Annotated in this window: 19 protein-coding genes and 1 pseudogene; 6 read left to right on the forward strand and 14 right to left on the reverse strand. The window is 63.7% G+C overall.

Annotated elements, in window-relative coordinates:
* Positions 1–7: 7 nt before the first annotated feature.
* Entirely contained in the window at positions 8–634 is a 627-nt protein-coding gene (locus HF886_RS18365; RefSeq protein WP_169620109.1) for a TetR/AcrR family transcriptional regulator C-terminal domain-containing protein, read from the reverse strand.
* A gap of 121 nt (positions 635–755) precedes the next feature.
* Between HF886_RS18365 and bioB the strand changes: the two genes are divergently transcribed.
* Both bioB and HF886_RS18375 read left to right on the forward strand, forming a co-directional pair.
* Positions 756–1,769 (forward strand): biotin synthase BioB, encoded by a 1,014-nt coding sequence (bioB, locus tag HF886_RS18370; protein WP_169653095.1) that lies wholly within the window; start codon positions 756–758, stop codon positions 1,767–1,769.
* Position 1,770: 1 nt separating this feature from the next.
* On the forward strand, positions 1,771–1,971 hold the full coding sequence (locus HF886_RS18375) for a hypothetical protein (RefSeq protein WP_206036753.1): 201 nt from the start codon (positions 1,771–1,773) through the stop codon (positions 1,969–1,971).
* A gap of 11 nt (positions 1,972–1,982) precedes the next feature.
* Here the strand turns inward: HF886_RS18375 and HF886_RS18380 are convergent, their stop codons facing one another.
* Positions 1,983–2,564 carry a sugar O-acetyltransferase gene (locus tag HF886_RS18380; protein ID WP_346765407.1) on the reverse strand — a complete coding sequence of 194 codons (582 nt, stop codon included), beginning with the start codon at positions 2,562–2,564 and terminating at the stop codon, positions 1,983–1,985.
* Between the two features lie 166 nt (positions 2,565–2,730).
* Between HF886_RS18380 and HF886_RS18385 the strand changes: the two genes are divergently transcribed.
* The 3 genes and pseudogenes from HF886_RS18385 to HF886_RS18395 form a co-directional block, all read left to right on the forward strand.
* Positions 2,731–3,348 (forward strand): hypothetical protein, encoded by a 618-nt coding sequence (locus HF886_RS18385; protein WP_169620106.1) that lies wholly within the window; start codon positions 2,731–2,733, stop codon positions 3,346–3,348.
* A 116-nt stretch (positions 3,349–3,464) separates the two neighbouring features.
* Positions 3,465–4,253, forward strand: a complete 789-nt coding sequence (locus HF886_RS18390; protein WP_169653096.1) for a hypothetical protein — start codon at positions 3,465–3,467, stop codon at positions 4,251–4,253.
* A gap of 172 nt (positions 4,254–4,425) precedes the next feature.
* Positions 4,426–4,704 (forward strand): annotated as a pseudogene (locus HF886_RS18395) (SOS response-associated peptidase family protein); the annotation flags it as partial.
* A 272-nt stretch (positions 4,705–4,976) separates the two neighbouring features.
* Here the strand turns inward: HF886_RS18395 and HF886_RS18400 are convergent.
* Together HF886_RS18400 and HF886_RS18405 are read right to left on the reverse strand one after the other, a co-directional pair.
* Positions 4,977–5,831, reverse strand: coding sequence for a hypothetical protein (locus HF886_RS18400; RefSeq protein WP_206038912.1), 855 nt, complete (start codon positions 5,829–5,831; stop codon positions 4,977–4,979).
* A gap of 32 nt (positions 5,832–5,863) precedes the next feature.
* A complete protein-coding gene (locus HF886_RS18405) occupies positions 5,864–6,679 on the reverse strand; it encodes a MerR family transcriptional regulator (protein WP_206036637.1) in 816 nt (271 codons plus the stop codon).
* Between the two features lie 238 nt (positions 6,680–6,917).
* Between HF886_RS18405 and HF886_RS18410 the strand changes: the two genes are divergently transcribed.
* A complete protein-coding gene (locus HF886_RS18410) occupies positions 6,918–8,285 on the forward strand; it encodes an acetamidase/formamidase family protein (protein WP_169653097.1) in 1,368 nt (455 codons plus the stop codon).
* A gap of 544 nt (positions 8,286–8,829) precedes the next feature.
* Here HF886_RS18410 and HF886_RS18415 read toward each other — a convergent pair.
* From HF886_RS18415 to HF886_RS18460, 10 genes are read right to left on the reverse strand one after another with little or no spacing between them, the layout of a single operon-like run.
* Entirely contained in the window at positions 8,830–9,231 is a 402-nt protein-coding gene (locus HF886_RS18415; protein WP_169653098.1) for a RidA family protein, read from the reverse strand.
* Positions 9,228–9,563: a hypothetical protein gene (locus tag HF886_RS18420; RefSeq protein ID WP_169653127.1), complete on the reverse strand. Its 336-nt coding sequence runs from the start codon at positions 9,561–9,563 to the stop codon at positions 9,228–9,230. The genes HF886_RS18415 and HF886_RS18420 overlap by 4 nt, the downstream gene beginning before the upstream one ends.
* Positions 9,564–9,595: 32 nt before the next feature.
* A complete protein-coding gene (locus HF886_RS18425) occupies positions 9,596–10,687 on the reverse strand; it encodes a Rieske 2Fe-2S domain-containing protein (RefSeq protein WP_169653099.1) in 1,092 nt (363 codons plus the stop codon).
* Between the two features lies 1 nt (position 10,688).
* Positions 10,689–10,916: a recombinase-like helix-turn-helix domain-containing protein gene (locus HF886_RS18430; RefSeq protein ID WP_169653100.1), complete on the reverse strand. Its 228-nt coding sequence runs from the start codon at positions 10,914–10,916 to the stop codon at positions 10,689–10,691.
* Complete coding sequence (locus HF886_RS18435) at positions 10,909–11,538, reverse strand: alpha/beta hydrolase (RefSeq protein ID WP_169653101.1); 630 nt, start codon at positions 11,536–11,538, stop codon at positions 10,909–10,911. The genes HF886_RS18430 and HF886_RS18435 overlap by 8 nt, the downstream gene beginning before the upstream one ends.
* Before the next feature lie 5 nt (positions 11,539–11,543).
* Positions 11,544–13,217 (reverse strand): thiamine pyrophosphate-binding protein, encoded by a 1,674-nt coding sequence (locus tag HF886_RS18440; protein ID WP_169653102.1) that lies wholly within the window; start codon positions 13,215–13,217, stop codon positions 11,544–11,546.
* 37 nt (positions 13,218–13,254) lie between these two features.
* Positions 13,255–14,043, reverse strand: coding sequence for an SDR family oxidoreductase (locus HF886_RS18445; RefSeq protein ID WP_169653103.1), 789 nt, complete (start codon positions 14,041–14,043; stop codon positions 13,255–13,257).
* A gap of 13 nt (positions 14,044–14,056) precedes the next feature.
* The gene (locus tag HF886_RS18450) at positions 14,057–14,797 is read right to left on the reverse strand and encodes an SDR family oxidoreductase (protein ID WP_169653104.1); all 741 of its coding nucleotides are present in this window, start codon (positions 14,795–14,797) and stop codon (positions 14,057–14,059) included.
* Positions 14,794–15,609 (reverse strand): alpha/beta fold hydrolase, encoded by an 816-nt coding sequence (locus HF886_RS18455; protein ID WP_169653105.1) that lies wholly within the window; start codon positions 15,607–15,609, stop codon positions 14,794–14,796. The genes HF886_RS18450 and HF886_RS18455 overlap by 4 nt, the downstream gene beginning before the upstream one ends.
* A 7-nt stretch (positions 15,610–15,616) precedes the next feature.
* On the reverse strand, positions 15,617–16,579 hold the full coding sequence (locus HF886_RS18460) for a VOC family protein (RefSeq protein WP_169653106.1): 963 nt from the start codon (positions 16,577–16,579) through the stop codon (positions 15,617–15,619).
* Positions 16,580–16,584: the final 5 nt, after the last annotated feature.

Raw genomic sequence — 16,584 nt, forward strand, 5'->3', positions numbered from 1 at the left:
CGAATCGTCAGGATGTGGCACGGGTGTTCAAACGCCTCCGGATGCCGTCGACGAAGAGTGTCAGGCCGAAGTCGAAACGGATGGCGGGATCACCGTCGAGGAGATCGTCGTCCGAGGTCGGCGCCGTCTCCGTCGCGACATCGGGCGATACCGGCCCCCGCGTCAGCGCGCCGAGTTCGGCGAGTTGCGCGCGGGACTGCTCGTCGACGGTGTGGCCGAGTACATAGTGCAGCAGCGCGTAACCGGCGAGTTCGGCGTGCGCGCGGGAAAGCCCTCCGCGCTGCGCCGCGGCGACGAACGCATCGCGGGCGCGGGAAGTGGTCAGCCGCGACGCGTAGGTGGATGCGACGAGTTCGGCGCCGTCGCGATGGGCGAGCAGAGCGGAGCGCAACCGGTGGGCGAGTTCGGTGAGCGCATCGTCCCAGTCGGGGGAGTCCGGTTCCGCGTCGACGCCGTCGAGGATGCGGTCGGCCATCGCGCCGAGAAGAGTCTGTTTGTTGGGGAAATGCCAGTACAGCGCGCCGGGCTGAACGCCGAGCGAGGTGGCGAGCTTGCGCATTGTGAGGTCGCCGAGCCCGTATTCGTCGAGGATCGCCATGGCGCCGTCGAGAACGTCGCCGCGTCGCAACTGCACCGTGTCCGCTCCTGTCCGTCCCGCTGTGTCTGGGCCTCCCGTTGACAGTATCGGACCCCCCACCTAACCTGAACGCCGTTCAATTGAACACCGTTCAAGTTTTCTCATGTCAGGAGACGCAGTGACCCAGGCGCCCGCTCGCACCGACATCCTCGACCTCGCTCGCGACCAGGTACTCCGGGGCGGGGTCGGGTTCGACCGCGACCGGATGCTCGACGTGCTCCGCCTGCCCGACTCCCGGCTCGAGGAACTACTCGACGTCGCGCACGACGTCCGCATGGCGTGGTGCGGACCGGAGGTGGAGGTCGAAGGCATCGTCAGCCTCAAGACCGGCGGCTGCCCCGAGGACTGCCACTTCTGCTCCCAGTCCGGCCTGTTCGCCTCACCGGTGCGCGCCGCGCGCCTCGACATCCCGTCGCTCGTGGAAGCCGCCAAGCAGACTGCCAAGACCGGCGCCACCGAGTTCTGCATCGTCGCCGCCGTGCGCGGCCCCGACGAGCGGTTGATGGCCCAGGTCGCCGCCGGCGTCGAGGCGATTCGCAACGAGGTCGACATCCAGGTCGCGTGTTCCCTCGGCATGCTCACCCAGGACCAGGTCGACCAACTCGCGGCCATGGGCGTCCACCGCTACAACCACAACCTCGAAACCGCGCGCTCGTACTTCAACCACGTCGTCACCACCCACACCTGGGAGGAACGATTCGAGACACTCCGCATGGTGAAAGAGGCCGGCATGGAGGTGTGCTGCGGCGGCATTCTCGGGATGGGCGAAACCTTGGAGCAGCGAGCAGAATTCGCGGCTGACCTCGCGTCGGTCGAACCCGACGAGGTGCCGCTGAACTTCCTCGATCCGCGGCCCGGCACGCCGTTTGCGGATCGGGAGGTGCTCCCGGCCACCGAGGCACTCAAGGCGATTGCGGCATTCCGGCTCGCCCTGCCGCGCACCATCCTCCGGTTCGCCGGCGGCCGCGAAATCACCCTCGGTGATCTCGGTGCGAAGCAGGGCATGCTCGGCGGCGTCAACGCCGTCATCGTCGGCAACTACCTCACCACCCTCGGGCGTCGTGCCGAAACCGACCTCGACCTGCTCGTCGATCTGCGGATGCCGATCAAGGCACTCGGCGAAAGTATCTGACGTGTTCGACGCGTACACCGGTGCCGAACTCGTCGACGGTCTCGAGGTCGAGAGCCGCCGGGGAGTTCGGCTGGGTCTCGAACCACCCCGGTACTGCACGCTGTGTGGTCGGCGGATGGTCGTGCAGGTCATCCCCGACGGATGGTGGGCGCGGTGTTCACGCCACGGCATCATCGATTCGTCCCGCAACGAGCAACGCTGACCGGAAGGCGATCAGAGGTCCGAATTCGGCGAGGAAGGTGGTACCTGCCGGACGACGCGGGCGGGCACGCCCGCAGCCACCACGTTCGGCGGCAGATCGCGCGTCACCACCGCTCCGGCCCCGACAACAGTGTTCTCGCCGATCGTCACTCCGGGACAGACGATCACGCCGCCCCCCAGCCACACGTTGTCGCCGATGGTGATCGGTTCGGCAGCTTCCCATTTCGCGCGCCGCAGTTCGGCATCGAGAGGGTGGGTGGGTGTGAGCAACTGGACGTTGGGTCCGATCTGCACATCGGCGCCGATCGAGATCCGCGCGACGTCCAGCATGACCGCTCCGAAGTTGACGAAGGTTCGCGGCCCGATCGTGATGTTGTATCCGTAGTCCACATACAGCGGGGCGCGCACTTCGGCACCCTCGCCCAATGATCCGACCAGGGCCGCCAAGATCGCTCGCCGGGCTGCGGGATCCGTGACGCTCGACGAATTGAACTTCTCGCTCAGTTCCGCTGCGCGCGACGCGTCGGCAACGAGTTCGGGGTCGTCCGCGATATACAGTTCGCCCGCCAGCATGCGTTGCTTCTGACCTGTCACATCGCTCCTTCCTCGACCGTGAGATTCACACGGACATCGGTAGGTCCACACGTGAAAGCTACGCTGCCGACCGCGCCGAGCGTGCTCTACGGGAATATCGCGCCCGCCATCCCGTCCGTCCGGTGGGCATTCTGCTTTTGGCCCGGCCGGATCCAATAGTGCTGGGGTGATATTTCTGAATACCTCGACGATCATCAATTCCCCGAACCTGAGGGCAGAATCGAAGATCTACTCATCATTCGGCCAGACCGTCCCCAGTGGCGAGATCGGTGTACGGGCGCGGTTGTTCAGTAGCGGAGCGTTGTGTGAAGCGACCACCTACAGGTACAACACCGGGCCGGTCGCTCAGTTCACATACGGCACGACGAACACCTGTGGAGCTGGTTGGTACAACAGCCATGGATTCACCGCAGTGTGGGACGGCACCAGCACCTACAAGGAAGCACTGACGTTCCCGACCGATCCGCTGTGGTGGGAACCCGCGGCAGCCCGCAGCTCGACCACTGAACCCGAAGTCACCCCGGCGTCGATCCCCAGCGGCACGAACGCGGATGGCCTCACCTATGGATCTGGTGCGTCAGCCACGACGGAGGCGGACCTTCCGGACCTGGTAGCGGCGATCGGAGATGACGGGACGACACTGGGTTTCGTTCGCAAGTCCGATTTGGTCGAGGCTCCTGCTGCGAATCCAGAGGAAGCCAGCGCCGGTGCGAACGCTGGACGAACTGTTCCGCTTTTCGACGAGGACGGGCAAACGCAGGTGGGATCGTTCACACTGAGCTGATATTCACTGCGGCTTGATGCAGATGCCGTTCGTGGTGACCGAGGATTAATAATTGTCGCCACGAACGGCATCGTGTTTTGTGGTCCGTGTGATGCCCTTGCAGAATGGAGAGTGCTGTGTCCTTCCCCGACGTTGAGTTTCCCTTGTTCCGGCTCGAGTACAGCAACGACGAAGTGTGGACCGAGATCGTGCAGGGGGCACTGGGTGTCGGGTCTGAGCGCACCGATCCGCTGACTGTCGTCGAAGGCCCGGAGTTCGATGGTGTGGATGTGGACGAGCTGTTGGCCCGCCTCAACGAGGACGATCCGGGCTATCTGTTCGTTGCCGTGGCGGACGAGCGGACCATCGAGGACCTGGAGCATCCGTTTCTGATCATCGCCGCCGCTAAACCATCGAGCAGACTGCGGGTCTCCGCGGACGCGGTGGCCTCTGTCGCCTCCAACCTGTTGCTAGGCAATCTGAGTCTCAAGGACTTCACGGCGGCCTCGGACTCGACCGGGACCTATCGGGCACCGGAGCGCGCCGAGGAGCCCCAGGAGCGGACCGTTCAGGTGGACGAGATCGTCGAGGTGATGGGACAGGGGCCGTGGCCGGGCCCGCTCGAAGCGTTTCGCATAGATCTGCTCGACTACCGTGCGCGGGCCGGATTCCGGGTGTTCACAACGCTCATCGACGCACAGAGCGCGCGGGAACGAAAGTCCAAACGCCCGGTGTCGTACTACGCGAAGTACTGGGATGTGTACGGACATAACGAATATCTCGACGCGTTGCGTGAGTCCGGTCGGGTGCTGGCCTTCTCGATCCACCTTCCGACCGGATTCAGCGGGAGCCGGTGGGACGCGATACTCGACCCGTCCACCCTTCGGGTGCTTGGTGCCGAGCGGTGGTTGAAGCACAGCATGTAAAGCTGATCGATGAGAGAACCAGCTGGCGAACCGACTGCGGCGACACGCAGGGACGTGTCATCAATGCAGTTCAACGCCCTGTTCTCTTCCCAGCTCTCGGGAGCCGTCGGTGGTCACGACTAGCGTTTGTGGTGTACCTGCGAGGGCGGAGGTCTGATCGTGTGTGGACGATATGCAAGTCCCACCCCGATATCTGCCTTCCCCCAGCACTGGAGGTGATCTGCTCGCGGTGTATGACGCGGCCGCGGCGGTGGGGGAGGAGCTGCCGCCGTCGTACAACGTCGCCCCGACACAGCAGGTGAACGTGGTGCTCGAACGCGCGCCCCGCGACGAACCCGGTGCCTAACCTGTCCGAATGGTCAACTCCCAGGTCACATGGGGTTTGCCGTCGTGGGCGAAGGATCCGAAGATCGGGTCGCGGATGATCAACGCCCGGTCGGAGACGATCACGAGCATTATCTGCCCGTGACTCGTCGATTGGCGATGTGGGTAGGCTTCTGAGCTGCCAAGCGTGCCCACAAGCGGTTCGGAGCCGATTCGAGGTACCTTCGGCACGAGTTTGCAGGTGCATCCACTGCCGGCCGGATGCTTGAAGTGCTCGAGCATCATGTCGGCGTCGTCGCTGATCTTCCGACCGCCTTCGGATACTTGGCCGCCAACCTGGCTGCAGCGCAACCGCTCGACCGGGTGTGAGGTGACGGCGAAAGTCGCGTCGGCCGGCGTTCAGTCCCGAGTCGCTGACCGGCGATTCGACGTATCGGACGTTGCGGCGGATTCGTCATCACGACGGGTCAGCATTGTGCGCATCCGGGTCGGTTCGTCGACGTACACGCTGATGCGACTGATCTTTTCGGTTTTTCGCCGGGAGGGTAGGAGAGCGGGGAGTCGAGCGGGGACCGGGCGGGCAAGAGTCAGATCGACGTTCGTCCCGTCGGGGTTGGGGAGGTACAGGCGATCGTCCTTGATTGCCGGCGCGGTCTCGGTGAAGCGGCGGCCGACGGTGACCGATTCGATGTCGACCCGATCGACAACAGCCACCACCGAGCCGGATTGACGGAGAACAAGCGACGTGTCGGTCAGGTAGTGCGGGTTGGTGCGATGAATCGCCAAGTAGCCGAACAGCACGACCATCGACCAGACCGAGACGACCGCGAGGCTCACTCGAAGCCACATCCACGGCAGAAGCAGATGCAGCACCACGATCTCGACGACGGTTGCGACCGCGAAGGCCACCGGCAGCACGAGCGTTCCTTTGTGCGCACCGAGAACGGTCGCGCCCGGTTCGACTCCCGAATGACGTCCACGGATCCACAGCCACAGCGCTCGGTACGCCCTGATCTCGGCGCGGATGAACAACCGGATCGGAGAATGGCCGAGCGCGGTCGCGACCGCGTCCCGAAGCCCGGCACCGTTGCGGCACTGAATCACGATCGCGAGGAGAAACGCGATGATCACCGCGCACCCGAGAGGAACCTCCACTGCCACGAACAACAGCACCGCCTGACGCGTACTGATCACACCGGCCACCAACAAGGTGGCGTCGACAACGAGAACGACCGCCGTCACCACTTGCGTCACTCGTTCGAATCGTCGTATCCGGTCGATCACCATCAGATGTCCTCCGGATTGGAGGACCGGGTGAACAGTTCTCGCTGCACCCGGAGAATGACCTCACGTTGTGCGGGGTCGGGAATCAGTTCGTCGAGCGCCAAAGTCCCGGCAACCCCGCCACCCTCCTCGTCGGCACCGTCGGAGGGCTCGATGATCCCCATCTGCTGTTGATCGAAGAACTCGAGAAGTCGGGTTGCGAGTGCATCGATCTCCGACTCGACCGAGTCCGGGCTGCACCCTTCGAGTTGTGACCAGTGCGCAAGTAGCTTCAGGTACCGCTCGCGCCGGAGGTCGTCGATCATCGTTGCCTCGTAGCCCGTGAGCAGGAACTCGGGCGCGCTCCCCGACATCGAGAGGACTTCGACGAGGTCCCGGTCCAGCCGAAGAGCCGAACCGACCTCGACGGACGGAGCGCCGTCGATGGCGTCGGACAAGGCCGTGGCCAGTCCCGCGGGCAGCGCTGAGATCGGATTGCCGCGATCAACCTCGGCGAGCATCGCGGTGAGCTGCATCTTCTTGCGTGCGAGGATGTTCTGTTCCTTCTCGATGCCGGCGATCAAAGCCCGAAGGTCCGCGGCGACGTCGCGTTCGTCTTCACTCGATCTTTCGTCGGAGAGGATGGCGGCGACCGACCCGAGAGGAACTCCACTGGTCGCCAGCCAGCGGATTCGCATCAAGCGGACAGCGTCGGTGAGGGTGTATTCACGGTAGCCGTTGGATCGACGCCGCGGCTCGTTCAGCAGGCCGAGTCGGTGGTAGTGCCGCACGGTCCGCGTCGTTGTGCCGGCAAATTCGGCGAGCTGGCCTATTCGCATGAATCAAGTCTCAACTATGACGCAAGGTCAAGGTCAAGGGTTCCCCTGCCCACACCGGCGCTTTCGAGGAGTCGCCGGGCACGACGACCACGCATCCAGCTGCGGGTCTGTAGCTGTTCTCTTTGTTTCAAACCTGTTGGCCCGTGAACAACCCCGCGTGTTCTGTGAACCGGGCTGCAATGGGGACGAAACATGGTCTCGGTAGCCTGGTCGCTCCGACACCGACCGGAGGCTCATTGTGCCTGAACAGTTCTCACGGAATGCGGCAGAACTTCTCACGAGGGGTCTCGGCCGTCGCCGTTTCATTCAGAGCGTGGTAGCGGTCGGTGCCGGCGTGGGTGTGGCAGGGGCAGCCGCGGCGTGCTCGGACGCATCAGCGGGACCGACAGTTTCCTCACCTGCTCTGCCGTATGCGGGCGGGATTCCGATCCTGCAGCCGGGCCAAGGTGACCGGTCCGGCGACATATACCTGGGATCGCTCCCCGACGAAGTGCTCTGGGGCTACGTGCCGAATGTGCACACCAGTCCGGTGGTCCAGATGAGGTCGGGACAGACAATCACCATCGACACCGTCTCCCACGAGGGAATACTCGAAGACCAGGGCCGCAACCCCATCGACTACTTCGGTACGAAAGGTGTCGCCGCCGGCGACGTGCTCCAGGACGCTGCGGCGATCGCCGCCGAATACAACCGCACACCACGTGATTTCGGCAAGGATGGACCCCACGTAGTCACCGGACCGGTCTTCGTCGAAGGTGCCGAACCCGGCGATGTCCTCAAGATCGAGACCTTGGAGATCATCCCCCGAGTTCCGTACGGTGTCGTCTCCAGTCGGCACGGCAAGGGTGCGCTTGCGAGGACCGGTGACGGTGGCGCACCCGCGGGTATCGAGATCGCCGAGGTGATGCCACCGGTCTCCACAGACGGGCGAACCGGTGCCGATCCCACCTCGCACGGCAACGTATCGGTCTTCACGACCATCGAAAACGGGCTGGGCGTCATGCCCTTCGGGCAGAACTCCCGCGTCCGGTTTCCACTCCGCCCGTTCATGGGCATGATGGGCGTCGCATTTTCCACCGACGTCGATCCGACCTCACCCAACTCGAACTCGATTCCGCCGACACTGGGTGGTGGCAACATCGATATCCGGTTGCTGGGCGAAGGTTCTTCCTTCTACCTGCCCGTCTTCGCCCCCGGCGCACTCTTCTACGTCGGCGACCCGCACATGGCAATGGGGGACGGTGAAGTGGCGCTCACCGCAATGGAAGGTTCACTGCGCGGGACCTTCCGACTGACCGTCTGCAAGCCCGGGTCAGGAGATGCACCGAGTGTCGCCTACGGCTACCCGTTCGCGGAAACAACCGACTCTTGGATCCCCATCGGGCTGTCCGATCCCGACGGCGCGATCGACGGTCAGAGCAGCGATCTCGATATCGCGATGCGGCGGGCTGTCGTCAATGCTCTGGACTTCCTCGAAAAGGACCAGGGCATGGACCGCGCGACCGCGTACGCGTATCTCTCGGCAGCGGCCGACTTCACGGTGTCGCAGGTCGTCGACCGGACCGTGGGCGTTCACGGGCAGATCTACAAGGATCATTTCAGCTGATCATTGCGTGCGGCGGACGGCGCCGTTCGCGTGCAGAAGGGCGAGCTTCCTCACTTGTTCGCGCCTGGTCGAGGAGTGCAGTGACCAGCCTTGCAGTGCGCCGCGAACCGACCAACCAATCGTCGAGATCTGCCGCGACGAGATGCCGATCCTGCTCTCGACCGGTTGTCAGCGGCGTGTCACCCACTTGTTGGCCAACCGGTTGAGCCTTGCGGGTGAGCACTGCGCGACTGCGGCGAGCACTCGCGCCTGCCATCCCACCGTACGGTGCACCCCGCCCCAGGCGCGCCCCGCATTGTGGCGGCCGAGGATTGTGCCCGTGACGTCGACGTAAATGATCAGGCGGTGCCGTTTTCCCGGGGTTTCCTCGAACGGACCCGTCGACAGGATTGCAGTCCCTGATCATCGCGTTGGTTGCCAGGTGTGATGATCCTGGCAACCAACGCGCATAGTGGCGAAGGCTCGATCGAGGGCGAAATGCGCGACTTCTAGCGGCGCCGCCGAACGGACTCGCGCTGTAGAGCGGATTCCCTCATCGGAGCTTTCATACGCTCGGACGCGACCCGCCGACAATGCCTTCCGCTTCGATCTCAACCTTGAGTCCGGGTTCGACCAACGCGCACACCTGCACGAGAGTGGAACACGGGAAATCGCCGACGAACATTTCCGCGCGAGCGCGACCAACGGCAACCTTGTCGGCGATATCGGTGAGGTACACCCGTAGGACGAGGATGTCGTCGACGACCGCCCCGCAGGCTTCGGTCAATTCCTGTACACGTCGGAAGGCCTCGACCGCCTGTGCATAGGCGTCCTCACGGCCCACCACACCCTCGGGCGAACCGGCATGCATGCCGGAGATGAAAAATCTGTCGCCAACGACCCGCGCGTTGGAGAACATGCCGGGCCGGGGAGCGTCCGGGACGCCGATAGCGGAAATGCGAGTCATGTCGTGGCCGTCCGTGCATCCGATTCGCGGGTCAAACGTTCCCGGACGGGAACGAAGTCGTAAGTCGGGTAAAACTCGGTGGTGAACACGCCCCATGCGCGTCGTTCGAGTTCCACGTTCACCGAATTCAACTTCGATGCCGGAAGCCGGAGCGTGACGATCTGGCCCAGGCCCATCGCGACCACCCATGACACGATCTCGCAACCTTCGGGCGGGAATCCGTGCCACCAGTCGGCTTCGTCGAGTTTGCCCTGCAGTTCGCCCATGTTCTGCGACTGGTCGTGCCGTAGGAACACCGTCAGCATCAAGGTGCCCGAACCGGAGGTATTCATGTCCGCCGGAATAGTCGCGGTTTCAGTAGTGGTCATACGAGCTCACCGGCCAGGATCGCGGCCTGCTTCTTCGCATCCGCCCGGTAGATGCGCCGGATGCGCGACACCCCGAGGTCGTGCTGGTAGAGGTGTTCGTCGACATCGGCGTCGTCGGCGAGTACTTCGAGCACGACACGATCCTGCTCGAGAACCTCCCAGTGTTTTGCCTCGAGGCGCGTGCGATACAGGAAGCGCCACACCTCTCGCTCCCATCCCTGCACTTTGCGGGTGCGCCAGTGGAAGATCGCCGAGTTGTGCTCGTCGACGGGGCAGGACATACCCACGATTCCGAAGACTCCTCCGGGGCCGGCATTTTCGGCGTATGGAATCTCCAGGTCGACGTAGTCCATGGATCCGCGGACGTACTCGACCCAGTCGAAGTTCTTGCCACGCTGGTCGGTCTTCTCGAAGAAGAAGCCGCGGTCGGTTTCACGGATTCGGAAGCGTGCAGAGGTGTCTCCTGCAAACATCGAGTGCGAATCGCGATGCAGGAACGCACCATGCATGGGGTCGAGAACATTGTCCATGTAGAACCGCCACGGGCCCGCCCACTCGGCGTAGTTGGGAAACCACGAGTGTTCAGGTGACGCGAGGCGGTCAGGCAGAATGAATGGAGTCGGTTCGGAGTCGGCGGTGAGCGGGACGAACGCGAAGATGGTGTCGGCGGCTTCGACAACCTTCAGCGACACTGTGGCCTGCTTGCCTTCGAGAGCGCAACCCGGCATGCCGGGGACCGAAACGACCTTGCCGGTGCCGTCGACCTGGACGCCGTGGTACGCGCACGCGACCCGATCGCCGAGGTGCTGTCCGACGGACAGCGGGGCGCTGCGATGGGGACACCGATCTTCGAGCATGTGAACGACGCCCTGCGCGTCACGGAACAGCAGCCAGTCGATATTGAGTCGCTTGACCTTCTTCATCTCCCCGGACCCGACCATGCGAGAGGGAAGAATGGGGTACCAGCGGTCGCGCAGGCCGTACTTTGCCAGATCGTCGGCAGTCATCTCGCCGCGGATACCCACTGCGCGGCGGGAGCCGCCTCCGGTGCCGGTCGTTGAAGCGGTAGTGGTTGTAATCGTGGTCATGTCACTCTCCCAAACGTCGCATCTCGGCACGGAAGTTCTCTTCGGTCCAGTCCCCTCCATCGGGTGCGTGCAGACCAAGACCATTCAGGCTGGCAACGAGACCGGGTAGGTCATGGATGCCCTTGCCGAAGACCTCCATGATCGAACCGGAGAGCTTCATTTCGTAAGGGGTGAATGGCTCGAGGTGTGTCTGGTGCGCATCGAGGTACTGAGTAGTCGAGTCAGGCACGTGGGTTCTCCTGTCGGTTCGAGCTGTAAGCGGGTGGAGCACCGGAGTCTGCGAGACCCTCGGCGATGATGGTGAACGAGGTGACCCATTCGTTGAACGACGTCGGCCGCTCTTGATGGGCAGGGACGCGGCAACCGTCGATGACCACGAAGACGCCGTTGTCGATGCCACCGGCGATGGTTTGGGGCTGTTCGAGACAGGTCTCGTCACCGGCCTCGGGTACCGATGCGATGACGAGGGTCGGTGCAACGACCGTCCGTAGGAGATCCCGGTAGTCCTCGGATTCCGATGGCACAGCGGGATCGCCGAGAAGAAGACTGAGAACGAGTTCGGGCCGGCGGGTCGCGAACACGATCGCACCGTAGGCTGCGGGCCCGGTGGCCAGCAGATGAGACCGGCCATGCTCGACGAATCCTCCTGTCACTTCGTCCAGCCACCGTTCCAAGGAGTCGGTCTCGGCGATATCGAGCACCGTTTGGGTGCCGATGGGGAGCGCAGCGAGTGCGCGGATCTGGTCGGCGAAGTGGTCGGTCACTCCGGGGCCGTCGTGGACGCAGAGGATAGGTTCCCGCCGTTCGTCGTCGACGACGTTCCGCCCCGGGACAATGGTGCTTGCACCCACGCTGCTCACCTTCGGTCCTCTGCGACAGGGATGTGGACCGGCGGAGTGAACGCGCCCGGCGTAGGTGTCACTGCGGCGACATCGACCTCGATCAGTGCGGGACCGTGGGTTTCGATCGCCTCGCGCAGCGCCTTCTCGAAATGTCCTGGGCCTTGGACGATTTCGTAGGGCAGATCCATCGAAGCAGCGAGCAGATCGAACCGAGGTGTGTAGAGGTCGACGCCTGCGCGATCGAAGCCATTGGATTCCTGCATGTTTCGCAGCACTCCGTAACCGCCGTCGTTGAAGACGACGACTGTGCACCACGCGCCGCTGCCCGCCAGCGAGGCGAGCTCACCGAGATGAACGGCGAGACCACCGTCGCCGGCGATCACGACGGTGGGCACATGTGGACGTGCGAGAGCAGCTCCGATACCCATAGCCAGCCCCTGGCCGATTCCGCCGCCTAGCGGGAAGATGTTGGTGCCTCGTTCGTAGAAGGGAAGTAGCCTGTTTCCCCATTGACTGGACGGAATGGTCACGTCGCGTGCGACGACGGATTCACGAGGCAGCACCGTGCGGAGACCTTCGCAGATTTCGGCGTAACCACCGATGAAAGCTTTCAGACTCGAGCGCACCCCGTGTCGGGTGTCCGTCACCTTCTCCGCCCAGTTGGCTTCGGCTGCTGTGTGGGTGATCGAGGCATCGATGGCGGCGAGCGTCCGGGCGGCGTCGCCGATGATGCCGACGGTTGCCGGGTACACGCGTCCGACAGCTTCAGGATCGATGTCGATCTGAATCTGCGTTGCAGGCAGTTTCAGGTGGTAACTTCTGGTCTCGTTGGAACGGAAGTGCGTTCCGATGGCCAGGAGAAGATCCGATTCCTCGAGCAGCGACGCGGCGTCCGCATGTGTGGCGAAGTTGCCGATGACCAGCTCGTCGTCCTCCGGCACGATGGCGCGCCCGGAGTTGCTGGTGAACAGGCCCGCACCGAGTTTGTGGAGCAGTGAGGACAATTCGTCGCGTGCACCTGCGGCTCCGCCGCCGACCCAGATGAGGGGACGCTTCGCCTGTGCGAGCAGAGCCACGGCCGCGGCGATACCGGTATGGTCCAACGCGGGGAATGGGGCCGGCTCGAACTCGTACGGACGTTGTTCATCGGGTCGTGCGAGGTACTGCAGATCGGAAGGCCATTCGACGCTGGCCGGCCCGTATGGGGCACTGTCGATCGCTGAGATGGCTTCTTCGAGAACTGCTTCGACTTCCTTCGCATCGAGGATAGTTTTGGCGAACTTGGATACTGCGTCGAGCATCTGGAGTTGCTTGGGAACTTCGTGGATGACGCCTCGACACGTGCCGAGATACTCGCTCTCGATCTGTCCGGTGACATGGAGGACCCGGCTTCCGGCGGTCAACGCTTCTACCATCGATCCCGCGGCGTTGCCTGCTCCGGTACCGGTGCTGGTTATCGCGACTCCGATCTTGCCGGACGCGCGCGCGTATCCGTCGGCTGCGTTGACGACGGCGGCTTCGTGGCGCATCTCGACGAAGTTGAGTTCACGAGCCACGGCCTCGACGAGGGGAAGGTTGTGGATGCTTATCACGCCGAATGCGGTGTCGACGCCGTGCCGACGCATGACCTCGACCAGTACGTCACCGCCCGTGGGCTTCTTCCCCTCGGTGCTTTTGCTGGGTGTCATGGTGTCCTCCGTAGTACTCGATGGTTGTGAACGCTCGTCAGAGGTAGCGGCTGACGCCTCCGCCGACGTCGATCGACGCGCCGGTCGTGTAACTGCTCAGGGGCGACAGCAAAGTCACGATGTGGAAGGCAACCTCTTCGGCCCGGCCGAATCGGCCGAGTGCAATGCCCCGGTCGGCCGCGATCTCGGCGCTCCAGGCGTCGTAATCGAGATCGGTCTCGGAGTCCTCGAAGCGGCGTCGCCACTGTCCGGTGTCGATCAAACCGAGCAGTACCGAATTCACTCGCGTCCCGTCCTGAGCGAGTTCTCCGGCCATCGTATGCGTCAAGTTGAGGAGCGCGGCACGTGCCGCGGATGTGACGGCGAGCCGTTCTTCCGGTTGACGGGACAGTATGGCGTTGACGTTCACGACGGCGCCGGCGGTGGACGCGGCGAGTGCCTCACGCGCTGCGCGTACGACATTCCAGGTGCCGAAGATCTTGAGGTCGAACTCTTCCCGGATTTGATCATCGGCCGTGTCCGGCAACCGAGCCATGAGCGAGCGCCCAGCGTTGCAGACCACCCCGTCGATCCGACCGAAGTGCCCCACGGCGTCGCCGACGAACGTTTCGACGGCTGCGCGATCGGTGACGTCACAGCTTCCGGTGAAAACGCGATCGGAGTCGAGTCCCACGATGGTGGAAAGGGCATCGACCAATCGGTCCGCATCGCGGGCACAGGAAACGATATTCGCGCCTTCATCAGCGAGGTACCGGACGGTGGCAAGCCCGATACCCGAGCTGGCACCCGTTACGAGCACTGTGCGACCCGCTAGACCCAAGTCCATGATCGGCTCCTTCTCAGTTCATTACGAATCCACCGTCGACCACGATGGTCTGGCCGGTGATGTAGGCGGCGGCGTCGGACAACAGGAACTCGACGGTGCCGGCGACATCGTCGGGTGTCTGTTCGCGAGTTAGCGATCGGTTGTTCTCGTAGAGTGCGTATCTCGATGCCGGCACGGTCTCGGTCGCTTCGACGCGCGTAAGGCCGGGGGCCACGGCATTGACCCGAAGGCCGTGCGGTCCACCGTCTCGCGCCATCGTGCGGGTCATCGCCGTAACTGCTCCCTTGGAACTCGTGTAGTGCACGAGGCGAGGTGAGCCGTAGAGCGCGGCGTCCGAGGCAACGTTGACGATCGCCGATTGCTCCCGCTCGGCCATCTGGGCGAAAAAGTGCTTGCTGACGAGCCAGGTGCCATAACTGTTCACGGTCATCACCCGCAGGAAGAAGTCTTCGTCGAGCTCCCAGAACGCGTCTCCACCCACGCCGTCGGCCAGGGCGGCATTGTTAACCAGGCCGTCGGCGCCTCCCAATTGGGCCACACGCTCCGTAAGGGCAATCACGGAATCGCGGTCTGCGATGTCGGTGACGATCCCCGCGACGTCGTATCCTCGACCGCGCAGATTCTTCTCCGCCGACTCGACGAGGTCGGGACGCTTTTCGGCGATCACGATCCGATTTCCCGAAGCGGCAAGCCGTTCGGCGATGGAGAACCCGAGACCACGTCCGCCTCCGGTTACGACGATCAATTTGCTCACTGCTGCACTCCTTCGTGGAAGGTGGTGATGTGGGCAGCCATCGCGTCGGGCTGTTCCTGCAGGGCGGCGTGTCCCGCCTCGAGGATCAGTCCGAAGCGGGCTCCGGGAATGGCGTCGGCGAGCAGTCGCGATTCGGCGACCCCCGTGATGACATCGTGTTCTCCGACGAGGACGAGGGTCGGTGCAGAGATGCGATGCAGATCCGGCCCGACATTCGAGGACGCCATGAATTGGGCTGCCGCCCGGTATCCGGGAATGCGGACAGTGGCCATGTCCTCCCGCACCGCTGCTTCGACGGACGGGTGATGACTGGGGGAGAGGAGTCGCTCCGCCCGACATTCTGCGAAGTGCTCGGCTCCGAATTGTTCGAGTTCGGTCACGCGGGAGAGCATTGCGGAGGATTTCTCCACCGATGTGCCCGATCCTCGGGTGCTGTCGGCGAGGATCAGGGAGCGAAACCGGGCAGGGTTCCGGAGGGCTGCACGCATGGCAATCACGCCGCCCCATGAGGTTCCGAACAGGTGAGCAGACTCGATGCCGAGATCGTCCAGGACGTTCTCGAGCACCACGCTGTGGTCGAGAACCTCATCGGCCGGGTCGAGCGAACGCCCGTAGCCCGGTGCGTCCCAGCAGATGGTGCGATAGCCGTGGCGTGTCAGACGAACGGCGAGCTCGGCACTCGAGCGGGCGCTGCCCCCGATTCCGTGCATCAGGACTATCGGTTCTGCGTCGTGGGCCCCGCGGATATCGAGTGCGACACCATGTCGGGTGACGTGTGTGTCCGCAGCACTCGCGTGTTCGGTCGCGATCATGAGGAACTCACTCTGAACCGATGAAGTAGTCGTCGATACCTGTGACCACTTCATCCCGGTGTCCCAGGTCGGCGAGGCCGGCCATCGCGGTTCGGACGCCCGTCGTGGGCGGGCCGGCGGTACCCCACTGGTCGGACAGTTCGGGGACACGACGCCATGTGCGGCAAAGCCACGAGTCCTCGTCGACCTGGGCGACTTCCGACGTGTATTCGCACACCAATCCGGCCGGGTCGGTGAAGTAGGAGAAGGTGTTGTCTCCCGGTCCGTGACGTCCCGGGCCCCACTGGGGTTCGATACCGTGGTGTTTGAGACTTCCGAGTCCGCGCATGAAGTGGTCGACACTGTGCATCTCGTAGGCGACGTGGTTGACGGACGGCCACGGTGCTTGGTTGAGGGCGATGACGTGGTGATCGGCATTGCATCGCAGAAAGGTCATCTGATGCTCGGACCAGTCCGAGATGCGCATCCCGAGGACTTCGACGTAGAAATCGGCCATGAGGTCGATATCGGTGGTGTTGAGCACCACGTGTGCGACCTTTCGGGGGATCGCCCTTCGTCCGGCGGGTTCCTGCTGCGGGACTGCATGCGTGTCGGCCGAGAGTTGGATGGCTCGGCCTTCAGGGTCCACGAGCGTCATCCCGTAGCCACCGGCGGCATCCTCGAGTCGCCCCGGTGGTCGAAGAATCGGAATGCCGATCTGCTCCAATCGTCGTGCAGCTTCGTCGATCGCCCGCGGTGTCTCGACGGCGAAGCTGATCTGATCGAGCCGATTCTGTTCAGCCGTAACCAATCGCAGTACATGATGCTCGTCGCCTGTGGCGCGCAACCAGAAGCGCCCTGCGTCGGCTTCGACCGTCGAGAGTCCCCAGACCTCGTGATAGAAGTCCCGCGAAGCCTGCGGATCGGGGACTCCGAGCGAAACCGATCGCAGTGCGCGCATGCGGACCACGGGTTCCTCGCTGTAGCGCATGTTTC

This window comes from Rhodococcus sp. 105337 (genome assembly GCF_012844225.1).
Lineage (GTDB): Bacteria > Actinomycetota > Actinomycetes > Mycobacteriales > Mycobacteriaceae > Rhodococcus.